The sequence below is a fragment of the Micromonospora sp. NPDC049559 genome, from assembly GCF_040676675.1.
Taxonomy (GTDB): Bacteria; Actinomycetota; Actinomycetes; order Mycobacteriales; family Micromonosporaceae; genus JBFAPK01.
On record NZ_JBFAPK010000015.1, the window covers coordinates 1 to 17,786 of the forward strand.

General features: G+C 69.5%; 15 protein-coding genes, 2 tRNA genes and 1 pseudogene. 7 read left to right on the forward strand and 11 right to left on the reverse strand.

Annotation, left to right across the window (positions count from 1 at the left end; translation table 11 throughout):
* The first annotated feature begins 600 nt into the window (after positions 1 to 600).
* Positions 601 to 2,514, forward strand: a complete 1,914-nt coding sequence (locus AB0J86_RS17875; RefSeq protein ID WP_363858313.1) for a copper resistance protein CopC — start codon at positions 601 to 603, stop codon at positions 2,512 to 2,514.
* A 14-nt stretch (positions 2,515 to 2,528) separates the two neighbouring features.
* Positions 2,529 to 3,287 (forward strand): YcnI family protein, encoded by a 759-nt coding sequence (locus AB0J86_RS17880; RefSeq protein WP_363858315.1) that lies wholly within the window; start codon positions 2,529 to 2,531, stop codon positions 3,285 to 3,287.
* A gap of 191 nt (positions 3,288 to 3,478) precedes the next feature.
* On the opposite strand, the gene AB0J86_RS17885 is transcribed toward AB0J86_RS17880, so the two are convergent.
* Positions 3,479 to 4,072, reverse strand: a complete 594-nt coding sequence (locus tag AB0J86_RS17885) for a helix-turn-helix domain-containing protein (RefSeq protein ID WP_363858317.1) — start codon at positions 4,070 to 4,072, stop codon at positions 3,479 to 3,481.
* Positions 4,073 to 4,075: 3 nt separating this feature from the next.
* On the reverse strand, positions 4,076 to 5,425 hold the full coding sequence (locus tag AB0J86_RS17890) for an MmgE/PrpD family protein (protein ID WP_363858319.1): 1,350 nt from the start codon (positions 5,423 to 5,425) through the stop codon (positions 4,076 to 4,078).
* Positions 5,426 to 5,589: 164 nt separating this feature from the next.
* Here AB0J86_RS17890 and AB0J86_RS17895 point away from each other — a divergent pair, with 164 nt between their 5' ends.
* On the forward strand, positions 5,590 to 6,168 hold the full coding sequence (locus tag AB0J86_RS17895; RefSeq protein ID WP_363858321.1) for a hypothetical protein: 579 nt from the start codon (positions 5,590 to 5,592) through the stop codon (positions 6,166 to 6,168).
* 83 nt (positions 6,169 to 6,251) lie between these two features.
* Here AB0J86_RS17895 and AB0J86_RS17900 read toward each other — a convergent pair whose 3' ends face one another.
* A complete protein-coding gene (locus tag AB0J86_RS17900) occupies positions 6,252 to 7,556 on the reverse strand; it encodes a glycosyltransferase 87 family protein (RefSeq protein ID WP_363858323.1) in 1,305 nt (434 codons plus the stop codon).
* A 73-nt stretch (positions 7,557 to 7,629) separates the two neighbouring features.
* Between AB0J86_RS17900 and orn the strand changes: the two genes are divergently transcribed.
* Both orn and AB0J86_RS17910 read left to right on the forward strand, forming a co-directional pair.
* The gene (gene orn, locus AB0J86_RS17905; RefSeq protein WP_363858325.1) at positions 7,630 to 8,220 is read left to right on the forward strand and encodes an oligoribonuclease; all 591 of its coding nucleotides are present in this window, start codon (positions 7,630 to 7,632) and stop codon (positions 8,218 to 8,220) included.
* A 125-nt stretch (positions 8,221 to 8,345) separates the two neighbouring features.
* Positions 8,346 to 8,421: transfer RNA gene (locus tag AB0J86_RS17910), tRNA-His, on the forward strand.
* A 146-nt stretch (positions 8,422 to 8,567) separates the two neighbouring features.
* On the opposite strand, the gene AB0J86_RS17915 is transcribed toward AB0J86_RS17910, so the two are convergent.
* Positions 8,568 to 9,023: a MarR family transcriptional regulator gene (locus tag AB0J86_RS17915; RefSeq protein WP_363858561.1), complete on the reverse strand. Its 456-nt coding sequence runs from the start codon at positions 9,021 to 9,023 to the stop codon at positions 8,568 to 8,570.
* 93 nt (positions 9,024 to 9,116) lie between these two features.
* A pseudogene (locus tag AB0J86_RS17920) lies at positions 9,117 to 9,386 on the reverse strand (helix-turn-helix domain-containing protein); the annotation flags it as partial.
* Between the two features lie 172 nt (positions 9,387 to 9,558).
* Here AB0J86_RS17920 and AB0J86_RS17925 point away from each other — a divergent pair.
* On the forward strand, positions 9,559 to 10,224 hold the full coding sequence (locus AB0J86_RS17925; RefSeq protein WP_363858327.1) for a DUF4097 family beta strand repeat-containing protein: 666 nt from the start codon (positions 9,559 to 9,561) through the stop codon (positions 10,222 to 10,224).
* 70 nt (positions 10,225 to 10,294) lie between these two features.
* Here the strand turns inward: AB0J86_RS17925 and AB0J86_RS17930 are convergent, their stop codons facing one another.
* Both AB0J86_RS17930 and AB0J86_RS17935 read right to left on the reverse strand, forming a co-directional pair.
* Positions 10,295 to 11,569: an Ig-like domain-containing protein gene (locus AB0J86_RS17930; protein ID WP_363858329.1), complete on the reverse strand. Its 1,275-nt coding sequence runs from the start codon at positions 11,567 to 11,569 to the stop codon at positions 10,295 to 10,297.
* Positions 11,570 to 11,882: 313 nt separating this feature from the next.
* Positions 11,883 to 13,169 carry an Ig-like domain-containing protein gene (locus AB0J86_RS17935; RefSeq protein WP_363858331.1) on the reverse strand — a complete coding sequence of 429 codons (1,287 nt, stop codon included), beginning with the start codon at positions 13,167 to 13,169 and terminating at the stop codon, positions 11,883 to 11,885.
* Between the two features lie 205 nt (positions 13,170 to 13,374).
* Between AB0J86_RS17935 and AB0J86_RS17940 the strand changes: the two genes are divergently transcribed.
* Positions 13,375 to 13,450, forward strand: a tRNA-Lys gene (locus AB0J86_RS17940).
* Between the two features lie 556 nt (positions 13,451 to 14,006).
* On the opposite strand, the gene AB0J86_RS17945 is transcribed toward AB0J86_RS17940, so the two are convergent.
* From AB0J86_RS17945 to AB0J86_RS17960, 4 genes are all read right to left on the reverse strand, one after another.
* The gene (locus AB0J86_RS17945; protein ID WP_363858333.1) at positions 14,007 to 15,146 is read right to left on the reverse strand and encodes a tyrosine-type recombinase/integrase; all 1,140 of its coding nucleotides are present in this window, start codon (positions 15,144 to 15,146) and stop codon (positions 14,007 to 14,009) included.
* A 619-nt stretch (positions 15,147 to 15,765) separates the two neighbouring features.
* Positions 15,766 to 16,071 carry an HNH endonuclease gene (locus AB0J86_RS17950; RefSeq protein WP_363858335.1) on the reverse strand — a complete coding sequence of 102 codons (306 nt, stop codon included), beginning with the start codon at positions 16,069 to 16,071 and terminating at the stop codon, positions 15,766 to 15,768.
* A 450-nt stretch (positions 16,072 to 16,521) separates the two neighbouring features.
* Positions 16,522 to 17,097 (reverse strand): DUF6461 domain-containing protein, encoded by a 576-nt coding sequence (locus tag AB0J86_RS17955; RefSeq protein WP_363858337.1) that lies wholly within the window; start codon positions 17,095 to 17,097, stop codon positions 16,522 to 16,524.
* A gap of 4 nt (positions 17,098 to 17,101) precedes the next feature.
* The gene (locus AB0J86_RS17960; RefSeq protein ID WP_363858339.1) at positions 17,102 to 17,464 is read right to left on the reverse strand and encodes a hypothetical protein; all 363 of its coding nucleotides are present in this window, start codon (positions 17,462 to 17,464) and stop codon (positions 17,102 to 17,104) included.
* Between the last annotated feature and the right edge of the window lie 322 nt (positions 17,465 to 17,786).

The following is a 17,786-nucleotide window of genomic DNA, read 5'->3' on the forward strand; positions in this document are numbered from 1 at the left end:
CGCGCACACCTACGTCACCAACCGCCCCGCCCCCGCGGGCGCGCCAACTAGTAATATATTCTCAGATCACTTTTTATGTACGATTAACACGTCCCCCCACCCCCCCCCCCCCCCCGCGGCGGGGGTGGTGGCGGACGCGGGGGTCGAGTCGACCGGGCCGGGTGTTCCCGCAGGCCGGGGGCCCGGGTCAGCGCGAACGTGACGCACCGCACGCCCGCCCGGGCGGCATGGGCCGCCGGGCCAGGCGGCGCGGGCGGCAGTCGTCCCCCCGCCGGGCGTGACGGACGTCATCGAGTACCTCGTCACGGCCGCCGCCGGGCGCGACCAGATCGTCACGCTGAGTAGCAATCACGTCGAGTCACGGTACCGCCCCCCGATGGTGGCCGGGCTCGGCCGCGTGCTTTGTCCCCCGCCGAGGGAACTCTCCGTCGGCGGTGGCGTGCATCCCGGCCGGCCCGCTTCGGGTCCGCCTCGGCGATTTTCCCGAACGTCCGGACACGTCGGGAACTTTTCCGGGGCGCGAACCGACTTGTACTCCGTGACGTGCTACGAGATTCGAGAAGTCGCGCCTACGGGGGTCGTTCGGCGAGCATTGCGGACATGATTGCCGCGAAACCGCGATGGTTGGCTCGTCTCGCCGCGACCGTCGTACTCCTCGTCCCGGCCCTGGCCCTGCTGCTCGGGCCGGCCGGTCCGGCCAGCGCGCACGCCGTGCTGGTCGGCAGCACGCCGCCCGCCGACGCCGTGCTCACCAGCGCCCCCGCCCAGATCGTGCTCACCTTCAGCGAGTCGGTCCGCCAGGTGCCGGACAAGATCCGGGTGGTCGGCCCGGACGGCGCGCGGGCCGACCGGGGCGAGCCGAAGTTCGACGGGGCGACCGTGACCATCCCGCTCGACCAGGGCGGGCCGCGGGGGACGTACCTGGTCAGCTACCGGGTCATCTCCGCCGACAGCCACCCCGTCTCGGGGGGGTTCACGTACTCGTACGGCAACCGGAGCGCCGCCCCCACCGACGACGGCGGCGAGACCTCGGTGAACCGGAGCGTCTCGGTCGCCGTACCGGTGGCGAAGTACCTCGGCTACGCCGGGCTGGTCCTGCTGATCGGCCCGGTGCTGGTGCTGAGCCTGCTCTGGCCGCGGCGGCTGTCCCGTACCGGGCCGGGCCGGCTGGTCTGGGCCGGGGCCGGACTCGTGGCGTTCGCCACGCTCGCGGGGATCTGGCTGCAGGTGCCATACACCACCGGCGGCGGGCTCTTCGCGGTGAGCGCCGACCAGCTCGGGGACGTACTGGGCAGCCCGTTCGGCGCGGCGCACCTGATCCGGCTGGGCGTGCTCGTGGCCGCCGCCATCCTGCTGCGTCCGCTGCTGGCCGGCCGGTCCGGTCGGGTCGACCACGCCCTGCTGGTGATCCTCGGCGTGGTGGGCCTGGTCACCTGGCCGCTGGCCGGACACCCGAGCGCGTCGCCGATCCCGGCCGTGTCGGTGGTCGTCGACGGCGTCCACCTGGCCAGCATGGCGGTCTGGCTGGGCGGCCTGCTGATGCTCGCGGCGTACCTGTTGCGGCAGGCCAACACGCGGGAACTCGGGGCGATCCTGCCGGTCTGGTCCCGCTGGGCGACCGCGGCGGTTTCGGCGCTGGTGCTCGCCGGGCTGGTGCAGCTGCTGATCGAGATCGGCACGCCGGCAGCCCTGATCGAGACGACCTACGGCCGGCTGGTCCTTGCCAAGATCGCGCTGCTGACCCTGGTGCTGCTCGCGGCGGCGTACTCCCGGCGGCTGGTGCTGCGCCGCGCGCTGGCCGACGCGGCCGGGACCGGCACGACCGGTGATGACGCGGCCGGAACCGAGGAGATCGCGGCCGGCGACGGCGCGGCCGAGGCGGCCGAGGACGACGAACCGGCGGCGCGGGCCGGCGACGCGGTGACCGCCGCGTCGACGGGGACCGGCGCGAGCGTCCTCGCGGCGGCGGGCGGCACGGCCGACGCCACCCCGGCCGGCGGCGTCGCGGTCGAGACCCGTCCCGGCGGCGACGCCGCGGTGCCGGACGAGGGCATGACCGGTACGGCCCGCCGGCTGCGCCGCTCGGTCCTGGTCGAGCTGGTGATCACCGCGGTGGTGCTGGCACTCTCGGCGACGCTGGTGCAGACCACCCCGGCCCGTACCGCGGCGGCGAACTCCGAGGCGGCCGCCCCCGGCTACTACTCCGCGACCCTGACCAGCTCGCTCTACGCGCTCCAGGTCGAGATCGACCCCGCCCAGACGGGCAACAACGACGTCCACCTGTACGCGCTCTCGCCAGACAACAAGCCGCTGCCGGTGCTGGAGTGGAAGGCGACCGCGGCGCTGCCGGCCAAGGGGATCGAGCCGATCGACATGGCGCTGTTGCAGCTCACCGACGACCACGCGTACGGCTCGGTCACGCTGCCGACGGCGGGCGACTGGGAGCTGCGCTTCACCCTCCGTACCACCGAGATCGACCAGGCCACGGTGACCGCCACCGTACCCGTCAAGTAGAGGAAGGTCCTTCCATGTCCCGTCATCGGCGTACCGCCATCAGCGCGGCGTCGCTCGCGCTCGGCGCGCTCACGTTCGGCGTGCTCGGTCTCGCCGCTCCGGCGTCCGCGCACGTCACGGTCAACCCCAAGGACGCGACGCAGGGTGGCTACGGCCGCGTCGCGTTCCGGGTACCGACCGAGAGCGACACCGCGTCGACCACGAAGGTGGAGGTCAACCTGCCGGAGAACGCTCCGGTGGCGTCGGTCTCCACGATGCCGGTGCCGGGCTGGACGGTCAGCGTGGAGAAGCGCAAGGTCGACCCACCGATCCAGGTGCACGGGAGCGCGGTCACCGAGGCGGTGTCGAAGATCACCTGGACGGCGACCGGCGACGCGGCGATCAAGCCGGAGCAGTTCCAGGAGTTCGGGGTCTCGCTGGGGCCGCTGCCGCAGGTCGACCAGATGGTCTTCAAGACGCTGCAGACCTACTCGGACGGCAACATCGTGCGCTGGATCGACGAGCCGGTGGCGGCCGGTGCCGAGGAGCCGGAGCACCCGGCGCCGGTGCTGAAGCTCACCCCGGCGGCCGAGCCGGGGGCGAACGCGCCGAGCCCGGGCGTGGCGGTGGCCCGGGTCGGTGACGACGACGCCGACGACGACGAGGACGGGGAGGGCAGCGGGCTCGCGATCGGGCTCGGCACGGCCGGCCTGGTGGCGGGCCTGGCCGGGCTCGCACTGGGCGGGCTGGCGTTCGTCACCGCCCGCCGCAGGAGCGCCCCGCCGGCGGCCTGACGCGCCGGCCTCGCCGCACTCGCCTTCGAGTACGGCGCGGACCCCTGCCGCCCTTTCGCCCTGGCCCGCCGGAGCACGTCTCCGGCGGGCCGGTGCCGTTCTGTGCGTCGGACACTCGGCTCGACGAGGCCCTCGACGAGGCCCTCGACGAGGCCGCGCCGCACCGGCGTATCCCATGTCTCCGTGGCTCGTCAGGACGCCACGCTGCGCGCGACCTGCTCCGGGGTAAGCGGGTTGGTGTCCTGCGGGGTCCCCGCCCGGAACCCGGCCAGCGCGTACGCCGCATGCCGCCGCCAGGCGCCGGGGGCGACGTGTTCGCTGGTTTGGATGATCCCGCGCAACGCCCACACCAGGGCTGCGATGTCGCCGACCGTGACGTGCGGGTCGATGCCGCCTCCGGCCTGCGCCCGGGCGAGGAGCCGCGCGATCCGGTGCTCGAGTTCCGCGACGAGTTCGCGGGGCGCCAACTCGCCCCACATGCCGTGCATGAAGCCCCGCCGGGCCGCCAGCTCGTACCCGACCAACTCGACGCAGCGGTCCAGGCACCGGTCCGGCGGCTCGGCGAGCGCCTGGTCGGCCAGATCGACCAGGCGACCGAAGAACGTGGCCAGTACCTCTCGCACCAGTGCCTGTTTGGTACCGAAGCGCCGGTAGAGGGTGGCGGGGGCGATGTCGGCGGTCCGGGCGATCTCCTCCATGCTGGCATCGGTCCCGTGTTCGGCGAAGACACGTTCGGCCGCGTCGAGCAGTCGAACGCGGTTGGCCTGGGCATCACGGCGTAGCATCCGTCACCGCCGCAACAGGGCCGTGAGGCCGCGGACGTCGTCGCGCAGGTCGAGCCCTGCCACGGCCTCGACCACGGCGCGCTCGTCGCCCGGGGCGAGGATCCCGGCCACGTTGGCGCGGAACTTCTCTTCGATCTCCGCCGCGCTGGCCGGGTGGGTGGGGTGGCCACGGAATCCGGCTTGATAGTGGCCGACCGTGCCACCGCCCGAAAGCTCGACGTCGACGCGCGCGCTGAATACCGGGTCGCCGGCGGGAATCGGCATCGGATACGGCTGCACCAGGTCGCCGATCGCGAGGATCTCGGGGGCGTGCCACCGGGACGGGTCGAAGTAGTCGGCGGGCGCGTTCGCGCCGGTGACGAATTGCAGGCCGACGCCGAACGCGAGGCTGAACTGTGCGGAGATCGCGTCGGTGGGGCGGGTGATCCCCGCGCCGTGCCCGACCGCGAAATCGACGAGCCCGACCCGGATTCGACGGATCCGTTCCGGCGTGATGCCCCGGGTTTCGCGCAGATGGCGTACGGCGTCGAGGGGCGCGTGCACCGTGCCCACCATCGGATAGAAGCGGAAGATCGTGTCGAGGATCTGCCAGTGCGCCCACGCGGGCTCCGGGACCGGTGCCTCGGTCCGCGCGAAGAGGCGGAACACGCCCCGGTCACCCTCGAATATGGTGGCCGGTCCGGTCAGCCCGAGGCGGGCGAGCTGTGCCGCCTCGACGCCGGCGCGCGCCGCCGATCCGGCATGCAGCCGCTTCACCTCGCCGCCGCCGCGGTCGTACTCCATGGTCCCGGAGGCGTCACTGCCGGCGATCCCGAACGCCTCGCGCAGCTCGTCGGCGGTCAGACCGAGCACCCGACCGGCGGCGGCCGCGGCGCCGAAGACGCCCAGCACCTTGGAACCGTGCCAGCCGGCGGCGACCATGCCGCCGGTGGTCACGGCGCCGAGCACGCCCATGACCTGGACGCCCGCCGCCACGGCGGTGATCACCTCGCGGCCGTCGACGCTGTCGCGTTCGGCGAGGGCGAGCGCTGCGGGCACCACCGCCGACCCGGTGTGCCAGGCGGTTGGGTGGGCGTCGTCGTACTCGCCGCTGTGCCCGAGCGCGCCGTTGACGTACGCGGCCTGCGCGGCGCTGGTCACGCCGCCACCGGTCACCGTGCTCTCGGCGGGGCCGGGCGCGACCACGCGCCGAATCGGCTGCACGTTCGGCAGGGTCGTACCCAGCAGTTGCACGCCGACCTGGTCGAGGATCAGCTGCTTGGTGCGTTCGACCACCTCGGCGGGGAGGTCGTCGAAGCGAAGGCCGGTCACCCATCGGGAGAGCCGGGCCGCGATCGTCTTGTCGTCGCTCATAAGTGAGAGCGTACCCACTCAACTGAGAGATTCGACTGTCACTTACCCCACCAATGGACCGGCCTTCGGGGACGGGACTGTTTCTGGGAGAAAGTCCGGATTCGTCGGGGTTCGCTCTGTAGGGTCGGTCGGCGGGACACCGAGCCACGGAGGAGAGGACGCGGATGCGGTTCGTGCGAGCCATCGCCGGAACAGTGCTGCTCACGATCGGATTGCCGGCCCTGCTGCTCGGCGGTCCGCTGGGGTTGGCGGCCGTACGGGCCGAACTGCCGCTCGACCGGTTCGACCCGCCGCCCTGGGCGCTGCTGGCGGTCGGTGCTGTCCTGGTGGCGCTCGGGATCGCGGCGCTGGCGTGGCCCGGCCGGATGCGCCCCCGCGAGGTGGTCTTCGTGGTCGAGCCGAGCCAGGTGCCGCTGCTGGCGGCCCGGATCGGGGTGCAGCCGCTCGGTGGGCCGGCCGAGGCGGATCGGCGCGCGCTCCCGTCGTCGTGCCCCGGAGAGGCCGGCGGCTCCGGGGAGCCCGGCGCTTCCGGCGAGGACGGCGGTTGGGGTGGCAGCGCCTCCGGCGAGGGCAGGGTGATCGCGTTGCCGGTCCGGTCGCCGTCGGGACGTACGCGGTCGGCTCCGGCCGCCCGGCGCTCCCCGGGTCACCCGCAGCGCCGGGTGGAGCGGCGAGTGGCCCTCCGTGCTGCCGACACGGAGGGCCACTCTCACCGGGGGATCGGTGTACCAAGGGACGCTTAGTGCGCGTTAGCCCTAGATTAGTGGTATCGGCGCGGACGACATAGTTCTGTCCATTTGGTGCAACTTTGGCGAGTAGGGGACAGTCAGCCCCTCGCCCGGACAGTCGGGGCGGTCCGGCCGGCCGGCAGCACCCGGTGCCCGACCGGCAGCACGACCAGCAGCAGGAGCGCCAGCAGCACGTACATGTTGCGCAGCACGAACTCGACGGGCGAGTTGGTCCGCTCCGGCGCCACGCCCCAGTCGTGGAACGACACCACCCCGTACGCCACGCAGGCGTAGACCGCCGCGGCCAGGATCAGCAGTGCCCGCCGGCGCCGGGGCCCCAGCTCGCCCGCCCGAGGGCTCGGGATCCGCGACGTTACGGGTGTGCGCAGGCCGGCGTCGACCAGCACCAGTACGGCCGGGATGAACCAGTACACGTGGTGCGTCCAGGTGATCGGGCTGGCCAGCGAGCCGACCAGGCCGGTCAGCGTCAGGCCGGAGAGCTGGTCCCCGGCCCGGGCCGCGCGGGCGGCGCGCCACAGCCCGTACGCGGCGACGACCGCGACCAGGGCGAGCCAGAGGACCCGGTCCGGCTTCTCGGGTGCGCAGAAGCGGCTCAGCATGCCGAAGAGCGACTGGTTGCCGGTGTAGTCGGTGCGGCCGACCCGGTCGGTCGCCCACAGCTCGTGGGTGAAGAACCGCCAGGAGTCGCCCGGGGCCAGCGCGGCGGCCAGCAGCGTGGCGAGGGCGGCCGTGGCGCTGGCCGTGGCCGCCTCCCGCCACCGCCGGGCCGCGAGCAGGTACACGATGAAGATGCCCGGGTAGAGCTTGATCGCCGTGGCCAGCCCGATGCCGACCCCGGCCCAGCGCGACCCCCGGGGTACGGCGAAGAGCAGGTCCGCCAGGATCAGGACCACCAGGACCATGTTGATCTGGCCGAAGGTGATCGTCTCCCGGGTGCTCTCGGCCGCGAAGACCAGCGGTACCGCCACGCCGAGCGCGAACCAGCGGGGGATGTTGTGGCGGACGGCCACCGGCGTCACCAGCCACCAGGTGGTCACCACCGCCCCGGCGATGGTCAGGATCGTGAAGATCGCGATGGTGAGGCCGACGGGCAGCCCGGCGAACGGCCGCAGCAGCAGCGCCGCGAAGGGCGGGTACGTGAAGTACAGCTCACCCTGCACCCGGTCCGGCTGTACGTAGTCGTAGAGCGGGTTGCCGTCCGCCCACCACCGCATGGCGCTCATGTAGATGCGCAGGTCGAAGAAGTTGTGCGGGCTGGCGAGGAGGTACAGGACGGGAACCGCGGCGATCAGGACGATGACGCCGACGAGCCGACGGGCCGGACGACCACCGGGATCATCATCGTCGGCGGCGATCGGTGGTGCGGCGGGATCGGCTGGCACGGGGAAACCCTAGCGGTCGGTTCTGCCCACTGTGCTGAGGCGCGGGCTGCTGGGCTGCGCGTAGTCTGTTCCGGTGGCTGATCTTCTCGTCTGGGTCGACTGTGAGATGACCGGTCTCGATCTTGGCAAGGATGCCCTGATCGAGGTCGCCGCGCTCGTCACCGACCCGGATCTCAACGTACTCGGTGACGGCGTGGATGTCGTCATCCACGCCGACGACGAAGTCCTGGCCGGAATGCCCGAGATCGTCCGAGCGATGCACGAACGGTCCGGACTGACCGAAGAGGTACGCCGCTCGGCGGTCAGCCTGGCCGAGGCCGAGGACCGGATCCTCGACTACGTCACCAGCTACGTGAAGGATCCCCGCAGCGCCCCGCTCTGCGGCAACTCGATCGCCACGGACCGTGGCTTTCTGGCCCGCGACATGCCCCGGCTCGACGCCCACCTGCACTACCGCATGATCGACGTCTCGTCGATCAAGGAGCTGTGCCGGCGCTGGTACCCCCGGGTCTACTTCGGCCAGCCCACCAAGGGGCTCGCCCACCGGGCCCTCTCGGACGTGCGGGAGAGCATCCGGGAGCTGGAGTACTACCGGCGCACGGTCTTCGTACCGTTGCCGGGCCCGGACGTCGACACCGCGAAGGCCATCGCCGCCCAGCTCTGAGCGGAGGCCCCGGCCGGTCGCCGATACCCACTCGACGCGGCGGCCGGGGATGCCGCTATCATTGGTCGGCGCACCGCGCAGGGGCGACTTCCGACAGAGGTCGACTTCCGGACGTGGTCGGCATGGTGGCTGTAGCTCAGTTGGCAGAGCACCGGGTTGTGGTCCCGGGTGTCGTGGGTTCAAATCCCATCAGTCACCCCAGGTTTTGATCTCCTGCTTCGCAGGTAGGCCCCCTCTTCCGAGGGGGCCTTGATCGTTTTAGGGGCCCGATGGGGGAGCGGCACCCTGGGCTTCCCCGAGAACGCGGCAGGCTTCGTCCTCCTGCCCGCGGCGACCGCGACGGTCGGCTATCCACGGCCCGGACCTGCCTGGGCCGTGCCGGTCGAGGCTGCCGCGGGTTTTGTGTGGAGCACTTCGCGGGCCTGTTCGGCGGCGCGGACGATGCTCTCGCTGATGAAGTCGAGGAAGCGGGCGATGTTCTCCAGGCGGGTCGCGGCGGGGGTGCCGGGGCCGAGGATGGCGACGCCTTCGCGCGCGGTTGCGACGAGCTGGTCGTTGGATCGGGCGCTCGCGATCGTCGCCTGGTAGAAGAGTTCGTCGTCGACGAGGTAGCGGTCGCGGCGGCGTTCGTCGCGCTCCCGGCGGACGAGGCTCTGGCCCTCCAGGAAGGCGATCGCCTTGGAGATGGACGCCGGGCTGACCTGGAGGCGCTGGGCGAGTTGGGACGCGGTGACGCTGCCCGCGTCGGTGGTGAACAGGCAGGTCACCACCCGGGCCGCCATCTTGGGCAGGCCCGAGGCCATCAGGACGGTGGTGAGCGTCTCCTCGTACTCGGCCACGGCCTCGGTGTGGCGCCCGTCCGACTGGGCGGCCGACTCCGGCCTTCGCGAGGAGGCGGGCCGGCGCCGGTGGGCGCGGCGTTCGGTGGCGCGGTGGGCCAGGTCGGCGCGGTAGGCGGCGGGGCCGCCGTTGCGCATCACCTCACGGGTGATCGTCGAGGTCGGACGGTCGAGACGCCGGGCGATCTCCGCGTACGGGAGGCTGTCGGCCAGCCCCAGCGCGATCTGCTGGCGTTCCTGCTGGGTGAGTCTGCCTCCCGGCATCGCGATCTCCTTGATGGTCCGTCGTGCTGGTCCAGGATCCCCACCATAGCGTTCAGCTCTCATCCATTGCAACGCTCGGGCGATTGTCGTTGCGTTCCCTTCATGGTCGTTGCAACATTTTTCCGCTCTCCACCTGCACCAATACTGATTCTATGCAACATGCTAGTTGCCGAAGTATGGAAAGCAACGTAGCGTTTCTCGTATCGGAAACAAGAAGCGAACACGGGAGAGCACGATGCAGAAGTTCGATACCCCCGCCCCGATCTCCGCCGTCCTGGACATCCCCGCCGGGCGCGTCCAGTTCATCGCCGCGGACCGCTCCGACACCACCGTCGAGGTACTGCCCGCCAGTCCCACCAAGAGCCGCGACGTCCAGGCCGCCGAGCAGACCACCGTCTCCTACGCCGACGGCGTCCTGCGGATCCACACCCCCGGGCCGAAGAACTCGGTCTTCGGCCCCTCCGGATCCCTGGAGGTCACCGTTCAGCTGCCCGCCGGTTCGCGGATCGAGGGCAGGGCCGCCAGCTCCGAACTCCGTGGCGTCGGCCGCCTCGGCGACGTCGCCTTCGAGGGCGCGTACCGCCAGATCAAAATTGACGAGGCCGAGAGCGTCCGCCTCACCGCCGTCGACGGCGACGTCGAGGTCGGCCGGCTCACCGGCCCCGCGGAGATCAGCACCGCACGGGGCGACATCCGGATCGGCGAGGCCGTGCGCGGCGAGGTCGTGCTCCGTACCCAGTCCGGCGACATCTCGATCGTCGCCGCCGCCGGCGTCTCGGCCGCCCTGGACGCCGGCACCGACCACGGCCGGATCAGCAACGCCCTCAAGAACGACGGCACCGCGGAGCTCGACATCCGCGCCACCACCTCCCACGGCGACATCACCGCCCGCAGCCGCTGAGCGGGCGGATCGGGTACGCGAGAACGGGCCGGCCAGGAGTCCTGGCCGGCCCGTCCCGATGGTGCTGGCGTCAGGGGGTGGTGGCGGGAGTCGGATCGCCGGACGACTCGTCCGAGGGCTCCTCGTACGGGATCGCGCTGCCCTTGATGAACTCGTCCCAGCTCATGTTCCAGTCGGTCCAGCCGTTGCCGTTCTGGAGCTTGCGCTCGGTGTTCTTGACCGTGATCGGGTCGCCGATCCTGGTCTGGTTGAACAGCCACTCGCCCATCGCCTCGGAGACGTTCACGCAGCCGTGCGAGACGTTCTCCCGGCCCTGCTTCCCCTCGGACCAGGGCGCGGCGTGGATGAACTCGCCACCGTAGGTCAGCCGCTGGGCCCAGTCGATGTCGGTGACGTACCGGTTCGCCGGGTCGGGGTCGTCGCGGGTGTCGAAGGTCGTCTTCTTGAACTTCTCCATCACCACGGTGGTGCCGCTGGAGGACGGGGTGCTCGGCTTGCCGAGGCTGACCGGCAGGGTCTTGATGACCTGCCCGTCCTTCGTGACGGTCATCTGCTTGGTCTTGTTGTCGACCGACATGATGAACGCCGAGCCGGTCTTGATATCGACCGTGACGTCCGAGGAGCCGTACACGTTGTTGCCCATCGGCAGGCCGCCGAGCTGCATCCGGTACGAGATCTTGCTGTTGGCCTTCCAGAAGACCTTGGGCCGGAAGTGCACCTCGGTGGGGCTGATCCAGCGCCAGCCGCCCTCCTGGGGCGGGTCCGACTTCACCGTGAGTCGCCGTTGCACGTCGTCGCGGTAGTCCTGGGGGACCGCCTTGTTGAACTTGACGATCAGCGGCATCCCGACGCCGACCACCGCGCCGTCACCGAGGAAGCTCGTCGCCCGGTTCACGTTGGAGGGCTTGGCCATGGTGGTGAAGGTGTTGGTCGCCGTCGCGGTCTTGCCGTCGCTGTCGGTGACGTTCACGGTCGCGGTGTAGGTCGTGCCGTACTTCAACGCGCCGTTCGGCAGCCAGCTCTTGCCGTCCTTGCTCAGGGTGCCCTCGACGGCCTTGCCGGAGGCGTCCTTGAGCTCGACGGTGCTGTTCGTGGCGTCCTTGGTGGTGAAGACGATCTCGGTCGAGGCGGGTACGTCCTTCGCGTCGGCCGCCGGAGTGGTGATCGTCGCGCTCGCCTTGGCGGTCGGTGTCGGCCGGCCGCCCTGCCAGGCGGGCCCGTCACCGCCCTTGCTGCAGCCGCTGAGCGCGAGCGCGCCGGCGAGCACCGCCGGTACGAGCAACCGCGCGCCGGCCCGCCACCTGCCGTGGGCACCCGGCATCAGCGCATTTCTGTCAGCTCGCATGATTCCCTCACAGTCCTGGTCCCCCCGACCTGGTACCCATGGCCCATCGTCCCTAAAAGACGCACGGCGGCAAGCCTCCGTTGTCCCGCGTGTGAAGAAACACCGGGTGCAACCTGCGGATAAATCGGATAATTGACGCTTATCGTCTATCGATTCGACTTGCCTTCGACGATTCTGCCACCCGTACGCCGGAGCCTGTCCCCAGCCGCCCGGCGACCGGCCCCCGGTCCCGCCCGTCCCCGGTCCCGCCGGGTGTCCGGTCCCGGCGGGCGGTGGGCGGCGGGATCGGCGGGCGGCGGGCGGCGGCGGGGTCTCAGCCGGCCGGGGTGGCCGTGGGTGTCCCGGCCGGGGACGGGGTCGCGGTGCCGCCCGGTGGCGCCGGGGCCGCGGCGGCGGCGGTCACCGGCAGGGCGCTGCCCTTGACGAACTCTTCCCAGGTCAGGTCCCAGGCCGTCCAGCCGTTGCCCGGCTCCAGCTTCCGCTCGGTGCCGCTCACCGTCACCGGGTCGCCGACCTTGGTCTTGCCGAAGAGCCACCGGGCGTTCGCGGTCGAGACGTTGACGCAGCCGTGCGAGACGTTGGTACGACCCTGCGAGCCGACCGACCAGGGGGCCGCGTGGATGTACTCGCCGCCCCAGGTCAGGCGCTGGGCGAAATCGATCGGAGTGACGTAACGGTTCGCCGGATTGGGATCGTCCCGGGTGTCGAAGACCGTCTTTTCCTTCTTGTCCATCACGACCATGTGCCCGCTGGACGACGGGGTGCTCTTTTTGCCGAGGCTCACCGGCATCGTCTTGACCAGTACGCCGTTGTCGTAGACCGACATCTTCTTGGTCTTGTTGTCGACCTTCATCTCGAACTTGCTGCCGATCTTGGCGGTCGCCTTCCGGTCGACGTTGCCGTACCGCCCGTTGCTCAGCGGAATACCCTCCAGGCCGATCCGTACCGTCAGCCTGGTCCCCGGCTGCCAGTACTCCGGGGCGCGGTACCAGGCCTGCGTGCCGTTGCTCACCCAGTGCCAGGCGCCCGGCTGTGGCGGATCGGTCTGCACGAACATCCGCTTCTGCACCGCCGCGCGGTCCTTCTTCGGGATGCCCGGCGTGAACTCCACGACCACCGGCATCGCCACCCCGTACGTTCGGTCGTCGAAGAGGTAGAGCCCGGAGCCGATCACGGAGCGGGGCTTGGCCATCGTGGTGAACGTGGTCTTGCCGGTCGTCACCGCGCCGGTCGGCCCGGTGGCGGTGACCGTGGCCGTGTAGCTCTTCGAGTACTTGAGCGGGGCCGCGGGAACCCAGGAGGAGCCGTCCTCGCGCAGGGCGCCGGCGATCTTCGTACCGCCGTCGGCCGTCACCGTCACGTCGGTGACCCTGCCGCCGGTGACCCTCGTACCGATCTCGGTGCTGACCGGCTGCCTCGTGGCGCCGGACGCCGGAGAGAGGGCGAGCGCGAGCGGTACGGCCGGCGCGCTCGGGTTCGGACCGGTTGTCGTCTCGATGCTGATCAGCCGCGATCCGTGCGCCGTGCAGCCCGTCAGAGCCAGCGGCGTGATCGTCGCCAGGACAGCAACCATCGCCCAGCCGCGCGTGACCTTGCCCATCCCCACCTCGGTTCGCTCGCGTCCTGCTGCCCATGGTGCCCGACGACGCGGAAATTTTATGCCCGCCTCTGGCCGGCTGAGGCTTATTAGGGTATTTGCCCCTTCCAGGGGGATATGCACGGGCGGGGGCGCGGCCGGGTGGCCGGGGGGATCTGATTGGAGGTCCCCTCGGGACGCGTGTTAAGGTTCTCCCCGTTGTCAGCGAGCGCCGCTAGCTCAACTGGCAGAGCAGCGGACTCTTAATCCGCGGGTTCGGGGTTCGAGTCCCTGGCGGCGCACCAGCAGTACCGAGGGGATATAGCCAATTGGCTATATCCCCTGGATCATGAGTGGGGCGCGGGTGGGACCCCGTGGTGCCCCACCTTTTCCGGGTGGAATCCCGGCTCTGACCTGCGGAGGTGTTGGTCGAGCCCTGCGGACTCTTGCTTGACACCATCGCGACTCCTGGAATGCTTACGTCGGCCTTGGCCCGCTCCACCAACTGCTGAGCGAACTCCACCTCCGCCGCCGTCGGCTGCGGAAGCTGAACAGCATTCTTCTTGTCTGCCATGACGTGGTCCTTCCCCGACAGGATCGACGTCCTGTCCAACGGACCACACCCAGGTCAAACGGAAATCTACGCAGTCCCTGACGCTCTCGTCCTTGTTGCTCCAGCCTCGGGCGCAAGGCTCGACCCATGCTCGACGATGTCGTTCGTGACCGACGGTGGCCGATCGGTCAGGGCTGTAAGGATCGGTCGGAGAGGACGCTGTGGTGTCCCTTGTCGTGTCGGCGGAGGCCGAGCCACGGGCCGATCCGTGGATGAGGGTAGATGTCGACGACGAGGTCGGCTGGTGGTCAGGCTTGGGATGCGCCACCGAGGCTGAGCCGGGTGCGGGCGACATCAAGGACGAACGAGGCTGTTGCCTCGGCGGCGTTGCGAGATGCTTCAGACAGGACGGTGGTGTAGATGTCGGCGGTGGTGATGATGCTTGAGTGGCCGAGCAGGTGTTGCACGACTTTGAGGTCGACGCCGGCGGCGAGGGCGAGCGACGCGGCGCCGTGGCGAAGGTCGTGCAACCGCACCGGCGGTAGGTCCGCGTTGGCGATGAGTTTGCCGAGCCTGCGTGTGAGGTAGTCCGGACGCAGCTGCTGACCTTTGGCGTTGACGAACAGGTATCGGCCGGGGTTGCGGCCGGTTTCCCGTAGCGCGCGTTGGTGCAAGCGCCACTCGTTACGGAGCAGCCGGACGGTGGTGGCATCCAGAGCAATGGTGCGGCAACTGGTCGCGGACTTGGGTGGACCTACAACGTCCTGCCCGTCAACCACGACAATCTGCTCTTTCACCGTCAGGGTTGTGTCGTGGAGGTCGATGTCGGTCCAGCGCAGCGCGGCGACTTCGCCGCGGCGCAGGCCAGTCAGCGCGACCAACCACCAAAGAGCGAAGTGCGGGTCGTTGCGTATGGTTTTCAGGAAGGCGACCAGTTGCTGCCTGGTCCACACCGCGACTGCGGGGCGGACGCCGGTAGCCCGCCATTCGGCCACTCTGGTGGCCGTCCAAAGCACGGGGTGCACCTTGTGAGGCTTGGGCAGGCGGATCCGGGATGCCGGGTTGAGCGGGATGAAATCTTGCCGGACGGCCTCGGATAGGGCGCTGCGCAGCGTCGCCCGGATGCGATTCTGTGTCGAAGCAGCGAGCAGCCGACCGGACTTCGTGCGTCGGGTGCCGATGTTCAGGAATGCGGCCTGTACGTGGCAGGCGCGCAGGTTCGCCAGCTCGATGTGGCCGATAGCCGGGATCAGGTGATTGTGCACATGCTCGCGGTATGCGCGCAGGGCCGTCGGCCGGATCTGCCCCTCTATGGCCGCCAGCCACTGCGTCAGCCACCGCTGCAGCGTCAGCGTCTGCCCCGCCGCCCTGTTCTCGGGCATCGCCAACAGCTTCAGCCGGGCCTGCTCGGCCGCCATAGCCACCACGACGAACCCGGGTGCGGCCACCAGTCATCGTCGGTACGTAAGCGGTGAAGTACCAGCTGCCGTGCTCAGGCTCGGTGAGCCCCGGGCACTTCTCGTTGAGTTGGCGCTTGGTCGTCGCGTCACGACAACCACATCACTGAAACACTGACTCCAACTGACCCATGTCAATACTCCTGATCGCCGACTGCGTCGTCCGCAGCCCGCCGGGAAGCCTCAGTCGATTGCGGCTAGAGGGCAGCTTCCCTGAACTGACCTATTGCTGCGTCGCACAGAATCGCACAAGGCGACAACGCTTAGCGCAGTCATCGGGTCAAGCCCGGCCTGTGCGTCCCGGTCAATCTGCCATTGGTGCCAATTTGGGTACCGACAATCGGTACCTTAATGGTGTAGAGCCGGGCTCTGGCGACTGCTCTGATCGACCGCGTTCGGTTTAGAGCTGTCCGCGGCCTGTCCGCCGGCCGCGCCCAATGCTTCATCAATGCGCCCGATGTCCGCCCGACGAGGCTACGAGTTTGCCCGAGGCGCTAACGGATGTGGGCCCCTGCCCCGGAGAGGGCGGCAGGGCAGGGGCCAGCGGAAGGCGGCGAAGGCCGCTCTCCCGGGCGCTCAATGGGGATGGCTGCTCAACCCGGAGCGCGAACTACATCAGGCCGGGATGAACCTCGGCCCGGCGAAAGCGCTTGCTGATCCGGCGACGCGTCGCCGCCAGGGCCGCCGCGCCTTCTGCCCCAGACTTCTTGTCGTGGTGCCACTCGCACAGCGCTCGCAGGTTCTCTTGGCTGTGGTCGTCGCCGCGCCGCTTGTGGTCGACGTCGACGGCCCGCTCCTTGCACCGCTCGTCATCGGCGCTCGTTGCCTCGCAGCGGTAGCCGGCGTCGTCCTTGCGGATCTTGTCCCAGTTCGAGGGGAGCCGGTCGCGCCGGTCGCTGTTCTGCCAGCCGGGCAAGCGGCTTCCCCTTATCGGAAGAGTGATGGTCCCGGCGACGTATGCACGGATGCTGCTGAGGACCCAGTTCGGGGGTATATACAGCGAAGCCGGCGGAGCAGCGAGCCTGCGAACCGTCGTGGCCCCGGAGGGGCCTCTACAGCGGAGCCGTCTACTGCTCACCATGTTGACCCCGAAGGGGGTCTCTGCCGGTTCGCAGCTTCACTGTTTAACCCTTACATCTATGTATCCGGTGTCGGCAGCCACGAAGTCAGGGCGCCAGCAGAGTGAGCTGAGCCTCACTTGCAGGATCTCCTCCGGACCCGAAGGGGCCTCGCCATACTCTCAGCGCAAGGACAACTCCAGCCGCAGTGACCGACCCGGACGGATCTACCAAGCGGCATTACCGACTGGCCGGCGGTCGCTAGGGCTGGACGGTCGAGGTGTCGTAATGCTGATCTGGCGAGGCATTCAACCGCAGAGTTGCCACTCCAGCCCAGTCAGCGAGACCACCACGCCCAGTAAGGGGCCTTCGAGGTCTGCTTCGGTGATGTGGCCGCCGACGTAGTCGGCGATGAGGTGTAGGGCGGCGACCAGTCCGAGGACTTCTGGTTCGCGGCGCATCTGGGCCTGCACGGCGGAGTGCAGTGGGTGCGGGCCCTTGCCGGATGGCTGGAACGATCGAAGCGGCTCGGTCCACTCGACCCTGCGGCCGTTGCGGGCGTGCACGATCACATTGGTGCCGTCACCGCCCTTGATTACCTGGAGTAGTTCGGTGCCTTCGGAAAGGCGTGCCGCCGTCGCCGGGGTGGCCGTCGCGCCGGCGCTGTCCTCGTAGCAGAAGGTCCAGGTACCGACGGTGCCGCAGCGGATGATTGTGTTGGGTCTGCCCTGTTGGTACGCCTCAAGCTCGGTGTACAGCGTCAGCCGGTCCGGGTCACCACCGAGGGTGGTGATCACCTGAGCTGGGTCGCGGCCAGAAATGAAGGTCAAACAGAAGCTGACGCGCCTACCATCCACGGCCCAGGCCCAGGGATCATCAATCATTGCCTCATGGAACCAGATACATCCAGTACTTTTCTAGGTCGAGCACCCGCTGGGCTTGGACGAACCGGCCTAGCTCACCGCCAGCACCCGTGTTCTGCTCGTTTGGAACGTGACCCCGGACGCACTTCTCCGTGCCCGTCACGGGCTTGTCGGGGTTCGCCTCGTAAATCTGCCAACCGCCGTCTTCAAGAAGGGGAACGATGTCTGCGCAGAGTGCACCGGGGGTGCCGCCCTCATAGGTGGCTGCGAAGGGGAACTCGTCGCAGGAGTCGTTGGCGACTATCTCGGGCAGGTAGTTGAAGGTGCCGTCCTCGCAGGTGCGCTCGCGCTGCGCGTCGGCAGTTGTTGCGTCGGCCAGACGGCGCAACGGAGTGGCGTCGCCCCAGCCGTCGGGCAGCGCGATCTGAGCCCAGTAGTAGGTAATCGCCGCCGCCTGGTAGGTGCCCAGTGAGATTAGGAACTCCGGCCGGGCATGTAGAGGGCTATCAAGTCCGTACTCAGTTCGATGGTGTGCCGCCCACTTCTGGATCGGGTAACTGGAGGATAGATTCCGGCGTGACGCTCGACTTCGACGAACTTGGGGGCAGGGAATTTCGGTATAGAACGGCCTTATCTTTCAAAAGTGTGAACGGCGAACTGGCGCTTGTAAACTACGACGGGGATCCCGATGAGGGATGGACGAGTAATTT

Bases quoted from the DNA above. Each gene is read 5' to 3' on its own strand.
- AB0J86_RS17885 (WP_363858317.1), bottom strand. From the start codon at position 4,072: ATGCTACGCCGTGATGCCCAGGCCAACCGCGTTCGACTGCTCGACGCG.
- AB0J86_RS17935 (WP_363858331.1), bottom strand. From the start codon at position 13,169: ATGGGCAAGGTCACGCGCGGCTGGGCGATGGTTGCTGTCCTGGCGACG.
- AB0J86_RS17890 (WP_363858319.1), bottom strand. From the start codon at position 5,425: ATGAGCGACGACAAGACGATCGCGGCCCGGCTCTCCCGATGGGTGACC.
- AB0J86_RS17955 (WP_363858337.1), bottom strand. From the start codon at position 17,097: ATGATTGATGATCCCTGGGCCTGGGCCGTGGATGGTAGGCGCGTCAGC.
- AB0J86_RS17880 (WP_363858315.1), top strand. From the start codon at position 2,529: ATGTCCCGTCATCGGCGTACCGCCATCAGCGCGGCGTCGCTCGCGCTC.
- AB0J86_RS17925 (WP_363858327.1), top strand. From the start codon at position 9,559: ATGCAGAAGTTCGATACCCCCGCCCCGATCTCCGCCGTCCTGGACATC.
- AB0J86_RS17875 (WP_363858313.1), top strand. From the start codon at position 601: ATGATTGCCGCGAAACCGCGATGGTTGGCTCGTCTCGCCGCGACCGTC.
- AB0J86_RS17915 (WP_363858561.1), bottom strand. From the start codon at position 9,023: ATGGCCTCGGGCCTGCCCAAGATGGCGGCCCGGGTGGTGACCTGCCTG.
- AB0J86_RS17895 (WP_363858321.1), top strand. From the start codon at position 5,590: ATGCGGTTCGTGCGAGCCATCGCCGGAACAGTGCTGCTCACGATCGGA.
- AB0J86_RS17930 (WP_363858329.1), bottom strand. From the start codon at position 11,569: ATGCGAGCTGACAGAAATGCGCTGATGCCGGGTGCCCACGGCAGGTGG.